The 18,331-nt window shown below is 27.8% G+C and carries 19 protein-coding genes; 4 read left to right on the top strand and 15 right to left on the bottom strand.

Annotated elements, in window-relative coordinates; all coding sequences use genetic code 11:
* Nucleotides 1-24: 24 nt before the first annotated feature.
* The 6 genes from ACZYT4_RS10910 to ACZYT4_RS10885 form a co-directional block, all read right to left on the bottom strand.
* A complete protein-coding gene (locus ACZYT4_RS10910; protein WP_463785623.1) occupies nucleotides 25-690 on the bottom strand; it encodes a hypothetical protein in 666 nt (221 codons plus the stop codon).
* Between the two features lie 52 nt (nucleotides 691-742).
* Complete coding sequence (locus ACZYT4_RS10905; RefSeq protein ID WP_463785621.1) at nucleotides 743-1,222, bottom strand: DUF4352 domain-containing protein; 480 nt, start codon at nucleotides 1,220-1,222, stop codon at nucleotides 743-745.
* A gap of 121 nt (nucleotides 1,223-1,343) precedes the next feature.
* Complete coding sequence (locus ACZYT4_RS10900; protein WP_463785618.1) at nucleotides 1,344-1,868, bottom strand: hypothetical protein; 525 nt, start codon at nucleotides 1,866-1,868, stop codon at nucleotides 1,344-1,346.
* An 11-nt stretch (nucleotides 1,869-1,879) separates the two neighbouring features.
* The gene (locus ACZYT4_RS10895) at nucleotides 1,880-2,416 is read right to left on the bottom strand and encodes a matrixin family metalloprotease (RefSeq protein WP_463785615.1); all 537 of its coding nucleotides are present in this window, start codon (nucleotides 2,414-2,416) and stop codon (nucleotides 1,880-1,882) included.
* A gap of 1,336 nt (nucleotides 2,417-3,752) precedes the next feature.
* On the bottom strand, nucleotides 3,753-4,190 hold the full coding sequence (locus ACZYT4_RS10890) for a CHAP domain-containing protein (protein ID WP_463785613.1): 438 nt from the start codon (nucleotides 4,188-4,190) through the stop codon (nucleotides 3,753-3,755).
* A 114-nt stretch (nucleotides 4,191-4,304) separates the two neighbouring features.
* Nucleotides 4,305-5,306 carry a lysozyme family protein gene (locus tag ACZYT4_RS10885; RefSeq protein WP_463785611.1) on the bottom strand — a complete coding sequence of 334 codons (1,002 nt, stop codon included), beginning with the start codon at nucleotides 5,304-5,306 and terminating at the stop codon, nucleotides 4,305-4,307.
* A gap of 131 nt (nucleotides 5,307-5,437) precedes the next feature.
* On the opposite strand from ACZYT4_RS10885, the gene ACZYT4_RS10880 reads away from it, so the two are divergent.
* A complete protein-coding gene (locus tag ACZYT4_RS10880; protein WP_463785609.1) occupies nucleotides 5,438-5,794 on the top strand; it encodes a DUF6809 family protein in 357 nt (118 codons plus the stop codon).
* 1,534 nt (nucleotides 5,795-7,328) lie between these two features.
* Here ACZYT4_RS10880 and ACZYT4_RS10875 read toward each other — a convergent pair.
* Complete coding sequence (locus tag ACZYT4_RS10875) at nucleotides 7,329-9,257, bottom strand: FAD-dependent oxidoreductase (RefSeq protein ID WP_463785607.1); 1,929 nt, start codon at nucleotides 9,255-9,257, stop codon at nucleotides 7,329-7,331.
* 135 nt (nucleotides 9,258-9,392) lie between these two features.
* On the opposite strand from ACZYT4_RS10875, the gene ACZYT4_RS10870 reads away from it, so the two are divergent.
* Nucleotides 9,393-9,989: a TetR/AcrR family transcriptional regulator gene (locus ACZYT4_RS10870; protein ID WP_205090246.1), complete on the top strand. Its 597-nt coding sequence runs from the start codon at nucleotides 9,393-9,395 to the stop codon at nucleotides 9,987-9,989.
* A gap of 205 nt (nucleotides 9,990-10,194) precedes the next feature.
* On the opposite strand, the gene ACZYT4_RS10865 is transcribed toward ACZYT4_RS10870, so the two are convergent.
* The 5 genes from ACZYT4_RS10865 to ACZYT4_RS10845 form a co-directional block, all read right to left on the bottom strand.
* Nucleotides 10,195-10,704, bottom strand: coding sequence for a helix-turn-helix domain-containing protein (locus tag ACZYT4_RS10865; RefSeq protein WP_463785602.1), 510 nt, complete (start codon nucleotides 10,702-10,704; stop codon nucleotides 10,195-10,197).
* Between the two features lie 219 nt (nucleotides 10,705-10,923).
* On the bottom strand, nucleotides 10,924-11,622 hold the full coding sequence (locus ACZYT4_RS10860; protein WP_463785599.1) for an exonuclease/endonuclease/phosphatase family protein: 699 nt from the start codon (nucleotides 11,620-11,622) through the stop codon (nucleotides 10,924-10,926).
* Between the two features lie 39 nt (nucleotides 11,623-11,661).
* Nucleotides 11,662-12,093, bottom strand: a complete 432-nt coding sequence (locus tag ACZYT4_RS10855; protein WP_463785597.1) for a helix-turn-helix transcriptional regulator — start codon at nucleotides 12,091-12,093, stop codon at nucleotides 11,662-11,664.
* Nucleotides 12,094-12,481: 388 nt separating this feature from the next.
* Nucleotides 12,482-12,607, bottom strand: a complete 126-nt coding sequence (locus tag ACZYT4_RS10850) for a hypothetical protein (RefSeq protein WP_275068659.1) — start codon at nucleotides 12,605-12,607, stop codon at nucleotides 12,482-12,484.
* A 115-nt stretch (nucleotides 12,608-12,722) separates the two neighbouring features.
* Nucleotides 12,723-14,036 carry an ATP-binding protein gene (locus ACZYT4_RS10845; protein ID WP_087360315.1) on the bottom strand — a complete coding sequence of 438 codons (1,314 nt, stop codon included), beginning with the start codon at nucleotides 14,034-14,036 and terminating at the stop codon, nucleotides 12,723-12,725.
* Nucleotides 14,037-14,319: 283 nt separating this feature from the next.
* Here ACZYT4_RS10845 and ACZYT4_RS10840 point away from each other — a divergent pair, with 283 nt between their 5' ends.
* Nucleotides 14,320-14,868 carry a biotin transporter BioY gene (locus tag ACZYT4_RS10840; RefSeq protein ID WP_463785593.1) on the top strand — a complete coding sequence of 183 codons (549 nt, stop codon included), beginning with the start codon at nucleotides 14,320-14,322 and terminating at the stop codon, nucleotides 14,866-14,868.
* A gap of 136 nt (nucleotides 14,869-15,004) precedes the next feature.
* On the opposite strand, the gene ACZYT4_RS10835 is transcribed toward ACZYT4_RS10840, so the two are convergent.
* The gene (locus ACZYT4_RS10835) at nucleotides 15,005-15,538 is read right to left on the bottom strand and encodes a prolyl-tRNA synthetase associated domain-containing protein (RefSeq protein ID WP_463785590.1); all 534 of its coding nucleotides are present in this window, start codon (nucleotides 15,536-15,538) and stop codon (nucleotides 15,005-15,007) included.
* 163 nt (nucleotides 15,539-15,701) lie between these two features.
* Between ACZYT4_RS10835 and ACZYT4_RS10830 the strand changes: the two genes are divergently transcribed.
* On the top strand, nucleotides 15,702-16,655 hold the full coding sequence (locus ACZYT4_RS10830) for a hypothetical protein (protein ID WP_463785588.1): 954 nt from the start codon (nucleotides 15,702-15,704) through the stop codon (nucleotides 16,653-16,655).
* Between the two features lie 126 nt (nucleotides 16,656-16,781).
* On the opposite strand, the gene ACZYT4_RS10825 is transcribed toward ACZYT4_RS10830, so the two are convergent.
* A complete protein-coding gene (locus ACZYT4_RS10825) occupies nucleotides 16,782-17,264 on the bottom strand; it encodes a helix-turn-helix domain-containing protein (RefSeq protein WP_463785586.1) in 483 nt (160 codons plus the stop codon).
* Nucleotides 17,265-17,472: 208 nt separating this feature from the next.
* Nucleotides 17,473-18,321 (bottom strand): SAM hydrolase/SAM-dependent halogenase family protein, encoded by an 849-nt coding sequence (locus ACZYT4_RS10820; RefSeq protein ID WP_463785584.1) that lies wholly within the window; start codon nucleotides 18,319-18,321, stop codon nucleotides 17,473-17,475.
* Nucleotides 18,322-18,331: the final 10 nt, after the last annotated feature.

Genomic DNA, 18,331 nt, shown 5'->3' with positions numbered 1-18,331 from the left:
TTAGAGTTTTCTTTTTAATAATATTTATTCATGGGGTTGACCAGACACTTCAGCAGATTGAGTTCCAAAATCAACAGTTAATACAGTTACATATTCATGTGTTAATGATACCTTTAAATTAAACGAACCTTTAAAGTGAGCCACTGTATCATCATCAGTCAACCAACTTTTTGTGCTCATACTATTTGTAGTACCAGACCATGCTTGTCCAAAATTAATTCTTTCAATGAGAATAGCACCATCAGTTATGCTTGTTATTCTACCAGTAGCTCTGTCCCAAACATATGTTCCTTTTAAATACCATGATATTTCACCATTAGCTTGATTCTTATGAAGTTCTTTATAAACATGTTTTGAAACTGAATTAGTAACAAATGGAGATCTTGATAAAGAGTTTTGTTTAATTTCTTCTACATAAATTTCATCAATATAATTATTATAATATTCCTTAATTTTTACAAAATTGTTATTTTCAAAATATTGATTATTTGCTTCGAAGAAATCTTGAGTAATATCCTCTTTATTTTTATTTAAAACCGTTACTTTATCAGGATTCAAAAAAACTTCAGTAAAATAATCTTTAAACAATTCAGATACTCGAATCTCGTTTGCAGCAGACACATTAATCCAACTCGAACAAATAAAAGAAATTGTTAAAATAAATGTTAAAATTACATTCTTGATTTTCATAAATATCCTCCTCATACTATATTTCTTAATCTAATTATAATATTGCCTCTTATTATCTATATACTGGAAGTTGAAATACAACTGTATCATTTGTATATTTTGTATGGAAACTCAAAAAAATTTCCTTTGTATTTTCATGAATAGAATACGCTATTTGAGCTGAATATATTTGATTTTTCTTTATGAGTTTAGGTTTGTTATGAATTAATAAACAATCAATATACTCAAGTTGTTGATTTAAATCATCAATTACCTCAAAATTATTTTGATCAATTATGAAATTATCCTCAATATTATTGTTTTTATAAGTAAAATCTATGATAACAATTTCTTGATTAGAGTAATTCTGTACTTTTGATATATTATTGATAGTAAAAGTATAAAGATTTTTATCATTCACTTGAACTCCATACTCTGTTCCAATCGAAAGAGGATTATTATTACTTCTATCATTTTTTCTCATAAGACCAACAAATATAATGACTACAATAAATCCTATCAATATAGCTAGTATCATTTTCTTTGTTTTCACACTTTTAACTCCTCCCTCAAAATATTCTCATATCTTTTCAACAGGAAAAGAATAGATGATTTTAATCTATAAATTTATATTTTAGTAATTCAAAAATAAAATTCTTTTACAGAAGAAATTGCTATTTTAAAGTATTTCTCACCTCTTGTTTATATTCTTCTATGGTTTGATGAGTATCAGACATTTCTTCCTTAACAATCTCATATGCTCCTAAATTTCCACCACAAACCATTTTTACCTGAGAAGCAATAGGTCCTTCATAATCATAGAGATAGAGTATATATTGATGATTTTTTTCAAGAGGTGTAAACATTTCTTGCTCTCTTAAAATGGTTATATTGTCTTTTAATTCAGATTGAGAGTGCAATATATCAGTGATATGAAATGTTATTTTAACAAATGGTATGCCTCCATATTCAAAAGAAGGGCTTATATTAGTCACTGTCCCTTCAAGGATATAAGGTGCTTTAATAAGATCGTCTTCATCTAAATAATCTCCTACTATTTTTGCAGTAGAGTTATCTGGGATATGCTTAACAATAGTGACTTGATTGTTATAAGAATAAAATATAAATGTCATAAAGGCAAACACAATAGCCACAAAACAAACAATTAAAATTTTCCATTTTTTGAGTACTAGTTTCATACAAATCCCTCCTACCATATTTTATGATAACCAGCAATATCCCCAGCATATAAACTGGCTGAACCTTTTAATCCTGTTGAACGCATCAACTCACTTTGACAACTTACATGTCCCAATCCTAAAGTATGCCCTAATTCATGTGCAACTACTTCTGACCTCTGTGTATCATTTTTAACTGCAGAATCATTTAAAAATATTGTATATTTTGTAGTATCTCCAGCCCATGAGGCAGTACCATAAGCTTTACTCTCTATCTTATAAGTGGAATCCCCTAAACTAATGCTTGTCCCTTCAGCGTTCCATTGTTTCATACCATTTTTAATTGAAGTAGTCCAATTTGTACTTCCTTTTTTTGTATATTGAAGCTTAAAACTTTTCTTTCCATATTTTACAGAAGAACTTATTACGTAATGTGTTGCATGTATTTGATCTTCTGATATTCTAGGCGTTAAGGCATTAACGATATGATTTGATGAAATTAAAGTTAAAAATGTAATTATAAATGTAAATATAAATATTTTACTATATTTTATTATACTTGATAACATATATCATACCTCCTTTTAAATACACTCTAAATTTTATGGTTATTGATAAAACACAAAACAATAAGTATAATATTAGTATTTACGCTATGTTATATATTTTACTCATTTACTTTTATAACTATACACTTATGCATTGGAATCACCTTCTTCTATGTTTTCTAACTTTTTGAAAAATAATTAATATGTTCATGATTAATAAGTTTAAGATATAAAATTTAATTTTGAACATTGATAAATTGAGCTATTTTTGACAAATCCTATTCTTTTTCCCTTAAAGAACACTTAAACTATTAAACATTATTTTGAATTATTTTATTAACATAGTATATTAAATCATGTTAAATTGCTAAATATATTTTTTTGTAGACCACTTGGTGCACTTGACATATATTAATGAGAATTCACATTTGATTTGTATTAAAATAACCTAGTTATTTTAGTCAAATCTTTATTTAAATGCAAAAATATTTTATCAAATGGCTCAGATAATCTATAATACATTTTTTATTTTCAAAAATATAACTTTTAACTATTTAAAATGTATCATACATATAAAATAATTAATAGATTTATTGTATAAGTGGTATTATTTTTGTATATTCTGTTTAACTACATAACAATTCTGAATGTCACTATTAATTCATATAACTATCCTAACCGAAGTTAATAGTTCCATTATACACGATAAATATTACATCACAATATTCAACAAACAAAAGCTCTACAAAAAAATCACTATTTGTTATTTGTAACTAAATCTAATTTAAACCGATATAATGAACCATTTTGGACTCTATATTGACAATATTCATTATATGCATAATAAAACATTAACTCTTAATTGTTAATGTTCATATTATATAATTCTTCTTAAATATATTTTAAAATCATTAAAGGAGTATGCTTATTGAGAATATTTTGTGCTTTTTCACGAAAAATTTGATAAGTAATACTTTTTTGCAATACATAGTAATATTTTTATCAATGAAATAATTGGTATCATAAAATACTATAAAAATTGAACAAAATTTTTAATAGATAATAAAGATTCAAGATAGAATCTTTTTTTATCCTATGCACAAAAATAATGACTAGTCATTTTCTCTGGCTTTTTTAATTAATTTATTCAAAAAACAAACTGTTAATAATGAGCATTATTGAAATTATGAAACCATAAATAAAAGTTTACCATTTATAATAATAATTATAGATAATCAATTAATAAATTATTTGATAACAAAAAAACGGATTTCGTTATTTTTTTAAAGTATACATTTGTTTCATAATCTTTGTGATAAAAAATTAATCAATAAAAGTTTTATATCATAAAAAGTAATTATAATAAGATAATACCATATCCAATTATAATTTTATTATTTATCCTGTACTTCTTTTCTCTACATTCATCGTTACTGTTACCTTCTATTGTATAAATAAATTGACTATCTACTGATTCTACAATACCTACATGATCAGGATCATTGTTATTATTCCAGTCGAAAAATATCAAGTCTCCACTCGTGGGCTTATAATTCTTATCAGCCCATTTTTTGTTATCCTTAAACCATTGTATTCCATCTTCAACTCTAGAAAATTTCGGTATACTAATATTCAAATCACCACTTTCGTTTGCACACCAACTTACAAAAATAGCACACCATTCTACATGGGAATCAAAGCCATACCATTCCCAGTATTTTTTTCCACCAACATTGCCTATCTGTGATTTTGCTACTGCAACAATATCCCCATTTGCTATGTGATAATATCTCAAAACGTGTTCTACATAGTCAGGATCACCATAGACATCTACCTTCAGCTTTGCTTTCATTTCATCTGAAAACAGTTTTGCATTAGCTCTGGTATAACCTTCAAAATGTTCTAAAGCCTAATCAATATAACCATTTCCATAGTTATATCCTTGTAAAGCTAACGATATATTTTTCATATCTGATATACTTTTTACATTTGCTGCTTTTAAGCAATCTGATAAATAAAGAATACCACAGTCAATCGAATATTCAACATCTTGAATTCCATCTGGTTGTTTAGAATATTTTTCATTATATGGGCACTCTGAAGATTGCATCGGGTCTAATCCCTTGCCACCACTTTCCTGCATCATTATTGCTTGAATAAGGGGAACATATTCAGAAACTTCATATTTTTCTGCATACCTTTCTATGATTTCTGTATATCCAAGAACTTCAGCCGAAACATACATTGTTCCATTTTCTACACTCGAATCATCTGATAATGCTGAAAAGACACCAATAAAAAGAACTATGACTATCAACAATATCAATCCCGTACCTAAAGATATGATGTTACTGACTCCTGTCACAGTTTTCTTGATTGCACCAACTGTACCTTTAAAAAATTTAATTGAGTGATGAGATGACTTCTCTATCGTAGAAAAAGAATCTTTACTCATTTTTATCTTATTTTTTTGTTTGGCTATAAAAAAAGATTTCATTTGTTGATTATAATGATTTAATACATTCTCATTTGAAATCATAGTATTGTCATTCTTTATTTTTATAACTTTTTGATCTGTTGATTTTTCCATTTTTTTATTCACAAATAAATCTTTAGAATTATTATTTGTCTTTGCTTTTTTGAATTCATTGTTTTGTTCTTCATTCTGTTTTCTATTCTTTCTCTTCATGAATAACTTCTTATTATAACGAAAGCTCTGATATGCTGTTTTCTTTTCTCTATCCACTACCTTATTGACTGCATAATTATTATCCTGCACTTCAGCATTATTTTCTTCTTTTTTATGCCTTTTAAATTCAATACAATTTTTCTTGATGAAATGCTTAAGATTGTCATTCTTCTTATTCGTTTTAATGGTATGATTCTTTTCTTTTGTCTTTATGTTTTTCATTTTTAGCTTCCTTTAAGTTAATGTTTAATTGTATCATTTCTAACACTCCCTCTCAATGATATGAAATTCAACATTCGTACATTTGTATGAAAAAGGCATTATGTTTATGATGTTACTGAGGTGATTGACAAATGGATGAATATTTAAAACAAATTTTTGATCTGTATCTAAACGATGAAATATATTCAAATCAAATTACACACGATAAGCAGTACATAGCTTTACTCGAAGAAATACATAACCTGCAGAAAAAAATAATAAAAAGTTTAAAATGTAATTCAAAAGATTCAAATATGGATTTATTAGTACAGAACCTATTCAATGCACATATGGAACTTTCCAATCTATACCGATACTATGATTTCGTAGAAGGATTTGCTCTTGGTACCCTAAATGGCATAAATTGCACAAAGCATGACGATAAAACTGTCTATAAAATAAATAAAATAATAAAAGATTTAATATTAAAAAACAAAAATATAGATTAAAAAAGAGATTTTCAATTCCCTTAATCAGCCTTTTTTCATTTTTAAAGTATTTAGATACTTTATCCTGCAATAATTAAGAATCATTCATTTGTTCTAGAGATATTATCTATTTTCTAGCAAGTTTTCTTAATTCTTTCTTTTTGAGAAATTCCTTTTTCTATTCAAATAGCACGATAACTTTCCATCTTTGCTAAAGCTAATAACTCATCAATAGAAACAAAATATCAAATATTACCCTGTTAATTTGAGATTTTCAATTCTCCATTGTTTTACTATTTTACATACTTACAATTCAATTGTTCATTTTTTAAATCTTTTCACAAAAATATCTTGATTGCATCTGTATGAATTCTATAATTGATTTTAGATATTTCTCTATGCACATTCCAAGAGAACGAGAACTTAAAATTTTCAGTTAATCTGAAATAATAATCATCTTAAATTCTGCAGAAATCCTCGATGCAAACTCAAAAGCCATACCACTTCTTCCATATCTTTCTGGTTTTCAAATCAGAATTATTAAGAGTTTCCCATAAATCTAAAAATTTCATTGTATATCTACTGTTTATCCCATTTCTAATAACTTCATTTAGTTCATCATTTTTATATTTAGCAGTATCTCTTAAACTTATAAATTCATATGTAAACACTTATTACGCCTTGTGCTTCAATAATTTCATTTGTTTTGACCATAATTTATCTTTCACATATATTTTGAAATCAATAAAGAGAAATAAATTATTTAATATATTCTTATCATATATAAAAATTCATTCGTCATTTTCGACAAATATCAATTTCAATAATAATCATTAATAAGTGATCTATTGATTTATGATGATTTCTCGATAATTGATTCTTATTTTTGTATCTCATCTCAATTATTCTCACAAAATAATATATTTAAAGAGACTACCTAAAACGCTAATAGATTTCGTGAGTTGCTTACATATTGTATACAAATCTTAAAAATTATTTTTTATAAAAATCCTCTAAGATTTATTAGAACCTAAATAGATTTATAAACTGATTCAGAAAATACGCAAACTGTCTCAATCAAAGAGATCTATAAATTATTCTTGCTTTATTACGAGATCATTAACAACCATAAAAAATGTTTCTAACTACAATAGATAGAAATTTTATTTTACAATCTTCGCATCTTAGCTAACTATCATGTTTTTAAGACGTTTACATCATTATCATGACACATGCCAAATAGATTTATCATCTTTTACAATAACAGATTATGATAACTGTAATTTCGTAGTTATGCACTTGTATTGAATGCACAATTTATAACTAACTCAAATTTTGACAAATCATTTATGAAATATATACTCCAATTCCATAATCAATATACAAATATTTTTGTTACTCGTAATACAGATTACTCTTTCTGATCACCAACATAATCATCTGTAATATAAAAAATGAACATCATTTTTATGACATTCATTTTTATCATCTATTCATTTTGGGAAGGATAAAAAGAATAGATTCAACAAAATATGATAATATAACAGAGCAAATATTAGATTTGTCTAGCTGCTATAAATCCTTCATGAATAGCATCGTAAATTTGACGAACTTTCTTGCTATCCCCTATATTATAAACTTCCATTTCTGTATTTTCTTCTAATTGATTTGCAAGATCATACTGAGGAGTAAATCCTGCTGCAATAACAACATTATCAGCATCAACAGTATTTTCGTTACCCCATCTGTCAATTAAAACTACCCCATTATCTTCTACAGCAACCAAACGTTTACCAGTCATAATTTTTATATTTGATTGAGCAATGGCAATATTATAAGCTTGACAAGATGAACCAGAATTAGCTAAGAAAGTATCTGCCATTTCTACAATGGTTACATTTTTTCCATCATTATCTAATTCTAGTGCTGTTTCAGCTCCTGTAATACCTCCACCAATAATAACGACATTTTTTCCATCAACAACTCGAGAACCATTTAAATAGTCATTTGCATAAACAACTGATGACTTATCACTACCTGGAACATCTAAAATTCTTGTTTTACCTCCTATGGCAATAATAACAGCATCATAGCCACCTTGAACAAGCATATCATAATTTGCTTCTTTTTTAACTAAAGTAATATTAGAATCATGAGTAATATGGTCTTCATAATAATTAATCAAACGTTTGATATTTGCCTTATTGTCTGGTTTACTTGCTTCTATCATAGCGCCACCAAAACTTCTCTTTTCAAAAATAGTGACTTTATGTCCTCGTAAAGATGCCGTCAACGCTGCCTCACATCCTGCTGGACCAGCACCTACAATTGCTACATTTTTCTTAACTTCAGCTTCAACAATAGGTTTGCATTCAAATCTGTATAAAGTTGGATTCACTGTACAATGGATTGGTGTATGACCTAACATTCCTTTATCAATACAACCGATCATACAATTGATACATGGTTTAATATCTCTTGCTTTCCCTTCTTTCGCTTTTTTAGCCCATGCTGGGTCAGCCAATTGAGAACGTCCTAAAGCCACAAAATCACCATTTCCTTCAGCCAGCATTTTTTCTGCCTCTTCAGGAGAGAAAATATTGTGTCCAATAAATACAGGAATATGAACAGCCTCTTTAATCATTCTTGTATGTTCAGCATTAAAAGCATTTGGCAATAAGAATTGTCGAGATGCAGTTGCATGTGTCCCACCCATCATATTTAAATGAGATACACCTTCTTTTTCTAATGCTTTCGCAACTTCAATTGTTTCCTCTATACGAATTCCTTCTGGTTCCCAATCTTCAGTACTTAATTTAACACCAATAGGAAAATCAGCTCCACATTTCTGTTTCATATTTCTGACAATCTCTATCAATAATCTCATACGATTATGCAGTGAACCACCATACATATCAGTACGTTTGTTATCATGAGGTGATAAGAAATTTGTAGGAATACATCCAGCAGCCCCATGAATTTCAAGGACTTCAAACCCAGCTTTTTTTGCTCTTAAAGCAGCATCTCCAAATTTCTCTACTAAATCATGAATTTCTTCAATAGTTAAAGCTCTAGGCATTTTAAATCCCATTTCATACCATGGTTCAAAAGTAATTGGTGATGCTCCAATAACATCAGCACTTCCTACAAATGCTGCATCTCTACCAGGATGTGCCAATTGTAGACCAGGAATTGCTCCATGTTCTTTGACTGTTTCTGCCAACAAAGTTAATCCAGCAATAAATTCATCTTTGTCCGCTCTTAAACCACAAGATGTCATAGGAACAGGTACAGCATTATCCATAAAAATAAGTCCAGCACCACCATCAGCAGCTTGTGCATAAGCTTTAATTTGTCTATCAGTGACTGTACCATCTGGATTACCTAAGTACGTTCCCATAGAATTACGTACAATTCTATTTTTGATAACAACGTTTCCAATTTTTCCTTTTTCAAATAGATGAGGGTAATATTTGTTTTTCATACTTTATCTCCTTATATCTTTATTATTTCTATAAATAATGATATAATTATGATAAATAATTAACAAGCGATAAATCACTTAAAAAAGTTGCATATGCAACTTTTTCACAATGAATGTTGCATTAGAGAGGAAAAAATGAGTAAAGATTTAAGAAACATCAAAACAAAAGAAAATATTGAATCACATTTTATCAATTTATTAGAACGCTATAAATTCCAAGACATTACCATTAAACTATTAATTAATGAATGTCAAATCAATCGTTCTACTTTTTATAGAAATTATGAAGACAAATACGATTTAATTTATAAAATAGTTGAAGAACTCATCAAGCAATTTAAAAAAAATATTCATTGCCAATTTATTACTCTTCATTTAAAAAAAGAGAATGATTTTAAACCATATTTTAGTTCATTATTAGATTATTTTAATAAACATAAAGATATTTTTATAGTGTTATACAATAATGATTTACCCATAAATATTTTTGATGAAATGCTGACAATCTATAGTCATTATTTATTAAACGAACTTATTTATCATTATCACATTAGTGATTCTCAAATCAAAATTGCTAATTATTTTTCAAAAATTATTGCTTCAAATATCTTAGTTGCTATAAAATGGTGGCATTTAGAAAGCCCACAAACATCAAAAGAAGAAATATTACAAATCATCACTATTACTATCACAGAAGGTATTTTAGCAAGCTTACAGTCCCAATTTTTATAAATAATTTGAAAATAAAATAATTTTCTCATAACAATACTAGAACACGAAATCATTGCTTTATGACAATTCATTTCTTGTTCTTTTTTTAATCATAAACATATGATTACCAATAATTTCATCATAAATGAGCTAAAAAATATACAAATAAACATTTATATTCAAGATAAAAAAATGAATCCGCATCTTAATTATCAAACTTTTATATCTAGTGAATATTCTTAAGCTTCATTCGTCTTGCTTTTATCTTTCCAAGAACACCCGACAAGTACATTGCAATCACAATTAACATACCAAAGTCCAAACCCAGCCCTGCACTTGCTATATATTCGTATAAACTGTCTGGTGTATTCAAACCTAATGTTTCAATTACTAAAAACGCTATCATTCCTAACAAAGCAGCAATCGTTAACCAAAATAATTTTATTTTTATTTTTTGATTTATTGTTTCCGCATAATCCGATAACTTTAATACTGTTTCTTTGACTTCTTCATTCATTTTCTCGCTCTTCCCTTCTCCATCAATAATTTCAGGGATACTCACATTATAGAACTCAGCCAGATTAACCAAAATGCTTATGTCCGGCATATTTATACCAGTTTCCCATCGTGATACTGTTCTTCCAGAAACATTGAGTTGTTCTGCAAGCTGTTCTTGCGTTAAATTTTTTTCTTTTCGAAGTTTTTTAAGAAAAGCTCCGATTTTCACTTGATCCATATGAGTTACCTCCCTCATTAACAAAATACCATTAACATCATTTTTTGAACACGACACAAAGCGAGAAAAAGTCATTTTCTTTCAATTAGACAAGATTGTCAGTTCTGGTAATATCAAGTTTATACTTCTAAATAAGAATAAAGTAAATCATCAATCTTTACTTATCTTAAAATATATTCTGTGATTTATTTTCACACTTCTGCTATCAAATAGATTATTTTATAGTCCTATACCGAAAGTTATTGGATAATGATCAGAAAATGTAATATCTTCATGCACCTTCATACAAGAACACTTTGATACAAGTTCTCTTCTAACAAAAACATGATCAATACAACTTTTTCTTAAAAGTTCACCTGTTGAAGAAAGGATAACTTTTGTTGGCATATTGCAGATACATACATGACTTTCTAATATATTCCTAAAAATTTTCCAATATGGATATTGATCATAATCACCCGCATTAAAGTCTCCTACAATAATATCTGCATGATTACTAATACTTTTTATATAGGAAAGATTTTCCTGTCCATTTTTTGCATGCAAACCTAATAAACTGTATTTGTCATGAAGTTTAATAGCAACTTCTCTATTTGATGCTATAGCATGAGGATAAACCACATCATCACAATAGTCCCATGTCTTTAATTTTGTGATAATAACAGTCATCATGATAATATATCCATTATTAAAATTGTCATTCTTTATTATGGAATATTCAGTCTCTGGAAAAGCTTCTAAAATTCTCATATATATTGCATGTAAATTCCATTTATTTTCATAATCTTTATATGGTATTTGTTGTAATACAGCAATTGAATTGTTCTGATCTAGAAAACCTTTAATATATTGTAAGATTTCTTCTAAAAATTGATCATCTTCCGTTAATCCTGTATTCCAATTAAGTATATGATACATTTGCTTATCTCCTTTAAACCACTCGAATCAATTCTTAATTTATGCCTTTCTATTTTCTTCTTTATTTAAATATAACATAGCAAACAACAACATCAAACCAAGAAGAATCCAGGGTAATGCGCCATTTATAAAATCAATAACTGGATTATCTTCGAAAATATTTCCAAGAATAATCACAATAACACCCAATACAATAGATATCCAAGCAAACTTTATGATTTTTTTCTCTGCTTTCACTGCCATAGCATCTTTTTCTATTTTTTCCATTAATACTTTATCTCCTTTCAGTAATTCATCAAGACTCACATCATATAAATCACTCATTCGAATAATACTCACAATATCTGGTAAAGATTTTCCATTTTCCCAATTAGAAATAGTCTGTCTGGAAACCATAAGATTTTCTGCTGACTGCTCTTGTGTATATTCTTTTTGTATGCGAGCACTTTTTATTTGATCGGCTATTCTCATTATCCCCACTCTCCTTCACTTACGAGTTTATCAAAATAATATAAATCTTTCTATCAAACATCTTTTACAAAAAGAAAAATTTATGTAAAAATTCTTTAACATCTTCTAAAAAACACATATTATTCAATAATCAAATCATATTCTCTTGGAGACTTAGCATTTATGGTACAAAAACGATATTGTTCTCTTTGTTGATAGGCATGATAACAGATACTATAACCATTTTTTGTTATTGTGGTGTTTTTATAAACTATCTTTTTAAGGTCATTAAAAAGTTGATTAGATAATTCATTTTCATAATGTATAGTTGAAATTTCGGTTGGAAAGAGAATAGAATTATTATACAATCCACCTAAATCAATAAAAATATTTTCTAAATTTTCTTCAGTTAATGTAGAATATTTTTCTGTTGAGAATAATTAGGAACATAATATACTGCAAAATTTTGTTGAAAAGTTAAAAATATGTTTTGTAAATCTTCTTTTGTTGCAAATATTTTCATACTTTTCTTCATTTGATTTACCTCATAAATTTCATTTTTAAAATCTTATAAATATTTGATATTCAACAATAATCCTGAATCAAATCTATTAAATAAATCATAAATAATCTAATGACCCTATTTTATTCTAAAAGAACATTATAAAATATATTGGTAGATAAATAATTTTACCTTTAACCTTTATTTGTCTTTCGTTAGATAAAACATATGCTTTTTGAATATGATAGCTTTCATTTTTCAATAAATTATTAAGAGCACTATGAACTGTATAATCTTTTCCTGATTGCACTTCAGTAGGAACAGCAGATAAGCTATCATAATCATCATATAAGAAATCTACTTCCCCTTTTGAACGATTGTCATAATAATATAACCTCGAACCATGAGCAATAAGCTCACTGGCAACAACATTTTCATAAACTGATCCTAAGTTTATACTTTTTTCATTATCCAATACTGCTCGTATATTAGGTCCATAGAGAATACTTGTAAATATACCAACATCATTGAAATAAAGCTTGAGCAGATTCTTTCCCATTGATTCTATTAACGGAAAAGATGGGTTAGATATTGCTTGTACAGCCAAAGCAATACCAGAACTTATTAAATATTCAAATTCATCAACATAGTCATTGGATGTTTTTCCTTTTTTATTCTCTATATCCTTTATAATCATACGTTTCTTTTTGTTCTCCATATTTGATGGAATCATGTCATATATACATCGTATTTTCAATTTGTTTTCTTGGCCATATTTAGAAGCATCTGTTGCATAATATTCATGAATTTCATTTTGAATTTGACGTACCTCTTGAATATTTTTATTTTCTATATATGAATTTACAGCATCAGGCAAACCACCAACTAACAAATATTTTTTAAATAAATCCATTATTTTCTGATGCACTGATTCATCTAATGATTCTAAATTTTTAAATTTATTTTGCATTGATTCAATAACAAATTGATTCATCCCATTAGCATATAAGAATTCCTCAAAATCCAAAGGATACATATGAATTCTTTTAATACTTCCCATAGGAATAGAGGTTGTTTGAGATAAAATAACTCCAAGTAATCCGCTGGCTATATATGTAAATCTATTATCTTGTGCCAGAAATTTTAATAATGTTAAAAAATGTGGATATGCTTGAATTTCATCAATAAATATAAGAGTCTCTTCTTTTTGACCCATTTTGTTTCCATCTGTCATACTTACTTGTAAATAAAAGTCTTCTACAGATTTTACATTTTCATATAATCTATCACTTATTGAGTCTTCAATCATATTAATTTCAATAAAATTTTTAAATAATTTTTTCCCTACATAACGAATAATATATGTTTTCCCGACTTGACGTGCTCCATCTACGAGTAATATCTTTGAATTCTCTGATAATAAATGTTCTTCAATAACTTGACTTATTTTTCTATATAACATATCTCTCCTCCATATTTTAAATAGAAATAAATTTCAAGATAATAAACTTTTCAATAAAATTATGTAGCTTATTTTATGACTTTTCAATATATTTATGTATAAAATGATAATTTTTCAATGTTTTATCATATTATTGTCGATGAGACATGATTTTTATCATTGATGAATGGTATATAACATTATCATATAACGTCTAATTGTAAATTAAAATATAATTTATAGTTTACAATTAGATGAGCATCTGTTATGATAGCTATAACATTAAAAACAGGTGGTATAAATTATGACAAAAGTAATCTCAAAAAACAAAACAAGTGATATTGTCTATATAGGTATATTCGCTGCGATGATATCAATTTGTTCATGGATAACTATTCCTGCAACTATTCCATTTACCTTACAAACCATGGGCATCTTTACTGCGATTGGTATTTTAGGCGGTCAAAGAGGAACTTTAGCTGTATTGACTTATATTCTTTTAGGAGCTGTTGGTATTCCTGTATTTTCAGGATTTTCCGGTGGTATTGGTATTATTTTTGGAACAACAGGTGGCTATATTATAGGCTTTTTATTTTCAGCAATACTTATGTGGGGAATAGAAGCAATATTTGGAAGAAATCAAATCGTTTTCATTCTTTCTATGATTGCTGGTCTTTTTGTATGTTATGCATTTGGAACAGCATGGTTTATGATTGTCTATACTCAACAATCTGGATTTATTGAGCTCTCTACAGTTCTAGGGTGGTGTGTGATCCCATTTCTTATATCTGATTTTATAAAAATGGCAGTTGCCCTTTTTTTAACAAAAAGACTCAAAAAAATATGCCAATAAAATTCAAGAAAATAAATAAAAAGAATATCATGCTTGTTGTTAACAATATAACACATATTCATAGACGATATTATATAAATGAAAAATGAGAAAGATAAATAAAAAATCTATCTTCCTCATTTTTTCACAACATCATTTAACATTGAATAATATAATAATCATGTTTAATAGAAGGCAGGACTTTCTCAAATAAATCTTTTGTCTTTATTTTCATACTTGTTGTATTGATACAAGGATGAAAACCAATATATTCCCCTTTGAGAATATCCTCATCTACAATGAGTTGTACATGACAATCCGTATCATTGATTAATCCCATGACACTTACTGAGCCAGGCGTTATATCAAGATATTCAAGCATTTTATCATCACTCGCAAAGCTTAACCTTGAACTATGAATCTGTTTTGATATATCTTTTGTTTTAAACTTTTTATGCCCTAATAACATCAATAAATAATATTGACTCTTATTAGAATTGACTAAAAATAAATTTTTGCATATTGCTGCATCTAATTCCTCTTCAATTTTGACACAGTCTTCCATTGTCATAGCACTTTCATGATCAATACGCATATACTCTATAGAAAGAGAATCTAATAAATCATAAACCTTGATTTCCTTTTTTAATCTATTCTCTATATCTATCGGTCTTCCTTTCATTAATACCATAAGATTATCACATCCTTTTCATTCACATAATAACATTATACTCCAATTCGTAATTTTTGAAATTTCTTTTTTTATTTCCTATAAAACATCTAAAAGCTTGACAGTCATAGTAAAAATTGAGATATTAAATTTAAAGAAAATAACATGAGTGAGGGAAAATACTATGAAGAAAAAATATTTATTGGGAGCACTGGTCATTATTGTACTGATATGTTCTATTTACTTTTTAAAAACAAATGATAATCAATATTATAATCCAGCCAATGAAGAGAAGTTTATAAATATTGAAAATATAGAACATCCAGAATTCAGTTATCTATTAGAAACATATTTAAAATTAGAAACCTCTGGCTTAATGGTATCCTTTGATCGAACAGAAAATACTGAAAACTATCAATCTTTAGGAAATGGTAACTATGAAATGTATGCAACAATGCAAGATGTCAGTCAGCCAGAAGAATTATATACACGTTCACCAAATATGATTTTTACAATTGAAAAGAATCTCTTAAAATTTGATGAGTTAGAAGAAGGTGTTTTATCGCGTGATTTTAATGAATTTGTGATACCTGAATTAACCATACCTACAAATATTCATCAAAGTGAAAGCTACCAAACTCTTCAAAAAATGGATTATGATGTTGATGTTTCAATCAGCTTTGCTGATTATGTTTCATTTGAGGATATCACAGCTTTTATGAAGAATTGTGATAATACACAGTTTGTCTGGCTGGCAATTGATAATGTTGATAGAGGAAATATGCATCCACTTGGATTAACACTGTTAAAAGAAACATATACAACACCTGTCACTGAAGAAGCCAATCAGGCATATCCAAACTTATCACTCGTTGATGAAGAGATTTATGATGCTCAAAAATTAAAGCAATCTTATATCTCAAAACTTAAACTTCTCAAAGATCATCCCAATTTTTTAGAACTGATGCCTGATGCAGTTATGCCTAATGATATTCAACCAGATATAATTGATGAATTATATAATGATGCGTTAAATAACAATTCATGTTATGGTATAAGACTTATAACAAATTCTAAGAATGTATTATCTCTTATTGATAAGTTTGATGTTAGTCAAATTTATATTCATGAAAATTAAAACCTATAACAAAAAAGACCTTTTGGTCTTTTTAAATTTGCAAAAGACATGCAATCATATAAGTGATAAAAAATGATGCTACCCCAACACCCACTACTAACAAAAATGTTTGATAATGTCTTTTCCCTATTTCCTGGTTTTTTGAATTTCATCCAATGTCTGTCCTTCTGTAAATGCTAAGATTTCTTTATAGGTATGAATATCATATTTTTTCTTTTGCTTTTCTAATTGAAGTGCATAATATATAGCTACTCCATAAATCAGTATCCAAACAAAGATACCTACAACCTGTAAATAAGCCCATAATGGAACAAGTGATAGAACAGATACAATCAATAAAACTCCATAAATTGCTCCATCTTTATTAAACTTATTGATTTCTTCTTTTTTAATTTGATATTTCATCATTTCTAAATCTCCTTTCACTAATTGATCAATAGAGACATTGAAAATCTGACTCAGTAAAACCAAACTATGAATATCTGGATAACTCTTATTTGTTTCCCAATTGGATATTGTCTGTCGTGATACATAAATTTTTTCAGCTAGCTGTTCCTGTGATAAATGGAATTGGTCACGATATTTTTTCATTTGATTTCCTATTTGCATTCAATTCCCTCCTTGACAACTTCATGATAATCAATTGAGACTTCAAAGTCTATCTAACATCTTTGACATCCTCTTATTTTACTGTGTCAAAACATTTTGACAAACATTATTACCCCTTAGAAAGATCATAATGAAATATTTTCCTAAAAATAAGAAAGCCACATTCCTTTAAAAATCTGAGAATGTAGCTTTGAAATTTATTCTTATGTTAATCAGCTTTGTGGAACTGTACCTTCCATGAAAGTCCAGCTTTCACCTGATAAACATCTTTAAAGCTTCCTTGATTTAGTCCTATTGAAATATAATCAGATGAAGAATTAAAGATAACAGGTTGACCAATATCTACAAATCCAAAAGATTGAGCATAAAGAACATTTTCATCAAAATAAACACCTTGTTCATTTTCTAAAACAATATGAATCATATCACCTTCATGATAACCAACACGATTAAAGTCTTCAGTTAAAACATTAAAGACAATACTTCCAAAAGGATCAGAAACATTAGAAACGATACCATGAATATCTTCATTTTTGACATCCGCTTTTAAATATTCATAATCCAATAAAACAATATCATCAACAGGATAACTTTCTCCTACTTCTTCAAATGTGATTTGTCCACTGGCAAGTTTTGCGGCTGTATATGCAAATAAATCTCGACCATGGAAAACAGATACACTTTCAGTTCCCTGATAACGATTCTTTGTTTCATCAATCTCTCTGATTTCTTCAATCCCTACATTATAATACATATGTGTTAATGTTCCATTATCTGGTGTAACAACATAATTCCCATCTTTTAATAAAGCCACACTGGCTTTTCGAGGTGTCCCTACACCTGGATCAACCACAGACACAAAAATTGTTCCTTGAGGCCAGAAGGGTTCTACATAATTCAATTGTTGACTTGCCTCTAAAACATTGAACTTTTCAATCGTATGCGTACTATCAATACATTCTAATGAAGCATCAACTTGTTTACAAACACCTTTCATTGTTGCAACAAAAGGCCAATCCAAACTGAAATCAGTTTGCCATACAATACATGGTTTCATTCTTTTCCTC

This window comes from Massilimicrobiota sp. mt181 (assembly GCF_055420065.1).
Note: the sequence above shows the minus strand (reverse complement) of the source record. Positions and strands in the feature narration are given on the sequence as shown.

Coding starts and splice junctions, on each gene's coding strand:
- ACZYT4_RS10910 (WP_463785623.1), bottom strand. CDS start 690: ATGAAAATCAAGAATGTAATTTTAACATTTATTTTAACAATTTCTTTT.
- ACZYT4_RS10900 (WP_463785618.1), bottom strand. CDS start 1,868: ATGAAACTAGTACTCAAAAAATGGAAAATTTTAATTGTTTGTTTTGTG.
- ACZYT4_RS10895 (WP_463785615.1), bottom strand. CDS start 2,416: ATGTTATCAAGTATAATAAAATATAGTAAAATATTTATATTTACATTT.
- ACZYT4_RS10885 (WP_463785611.1), bottom strand. CDS start 5,306: ATGAAAAACATAAAGACAAAAGAAAAGAATCATACCATTAAAACGAAT.
- ACZYT4_RS10880 (WP_463785609.1), top strand. CDS start 5,438: ATGGATGAATATTTAAAACAAATTTTTGATCTGTATCTAAACGATGAA.
- ACZYT4_RS10875 (WP_463785607.1), bottom strand. CDS start 9,257: ATGAAAAACAAATATTACCCTCATCTATTTGAAAAAGGAAAAATTGGA.
- ACZYT4_RS10870 (WP_205090246.1), top strand. CDS start 9,393: ATGAGTAAAGATTTAAGAAACATCAAAACAAAAGAAAATATTGAATCA.
- ACZYT4_RS10865 (WP_463785602.1), bottom strand. CDS start 10,704: ATGGATCAAGTGAAAATCGGAGCTTTTCTTAAAAAACTTCGAAAAGAA.
- ACZYT4_RS10860 (WP_463785599.1), bottom strand. CDS start 11,622: ATGTATCATATACTTAATTGGAATACAGGATTAACGGAAGATGATCAA.
- ACZYT4_RS10855 (WP_463785597.1), bottom strand. CDS start 12,093: ATGAGAATAGCCGATCAAATAAAAAGTGCTCGCATACAAAAAGAATAT.
- ACZYT4_RS10850 (WP_275068659.1), bottom strand. CDS start 12,607: ATGAAGAAAAGTATGAAAATATTTGCAACAAAAGAAGATTTACAAAAC.
- ACZYT4_RS10845 (WP_087360315.1), bottom strand. CDS start 14,036: ATGTTATATAGAAAAATAAGTCAAGTTATTGAAGAACATTTATTATCA.
- ACZYT4_RS10840 (WP_463785593.1), top strand. CDS start 14,320: ATGACAAAAGTAATCTCAAAAAACAAAACAAGTGATATTGTCTATATA.
- ACZYT4_RS10835 (WP_463785590.1), bottom strand. CDS start 15,538: ATGGTATTAATGAAAGGAAGACCGATAGATATAGAGAATAGATTAAAA.
- ACZYT4_RS10830 (WP_463785588.1), top strand. CDS start 15,702: ATGAAGAAAAAATATTTATTGGGAGCACTGGTCATTATTGTACTGATA.
- ACZYT4_RS10825 (WP_463785586.1), bottom strand. CDS start 17,264: ATGCAAATAGGAAATCAAATGAAAAAATATCGTGACCAATTCCATTTA.
- ACZYT4_RS10820 (WP_463785584.1), bottom strand. CDS start 18,321: ATGAAACCATGTATTGTATGGCAAACTGATTTCAGTTTGGATTGGCCT.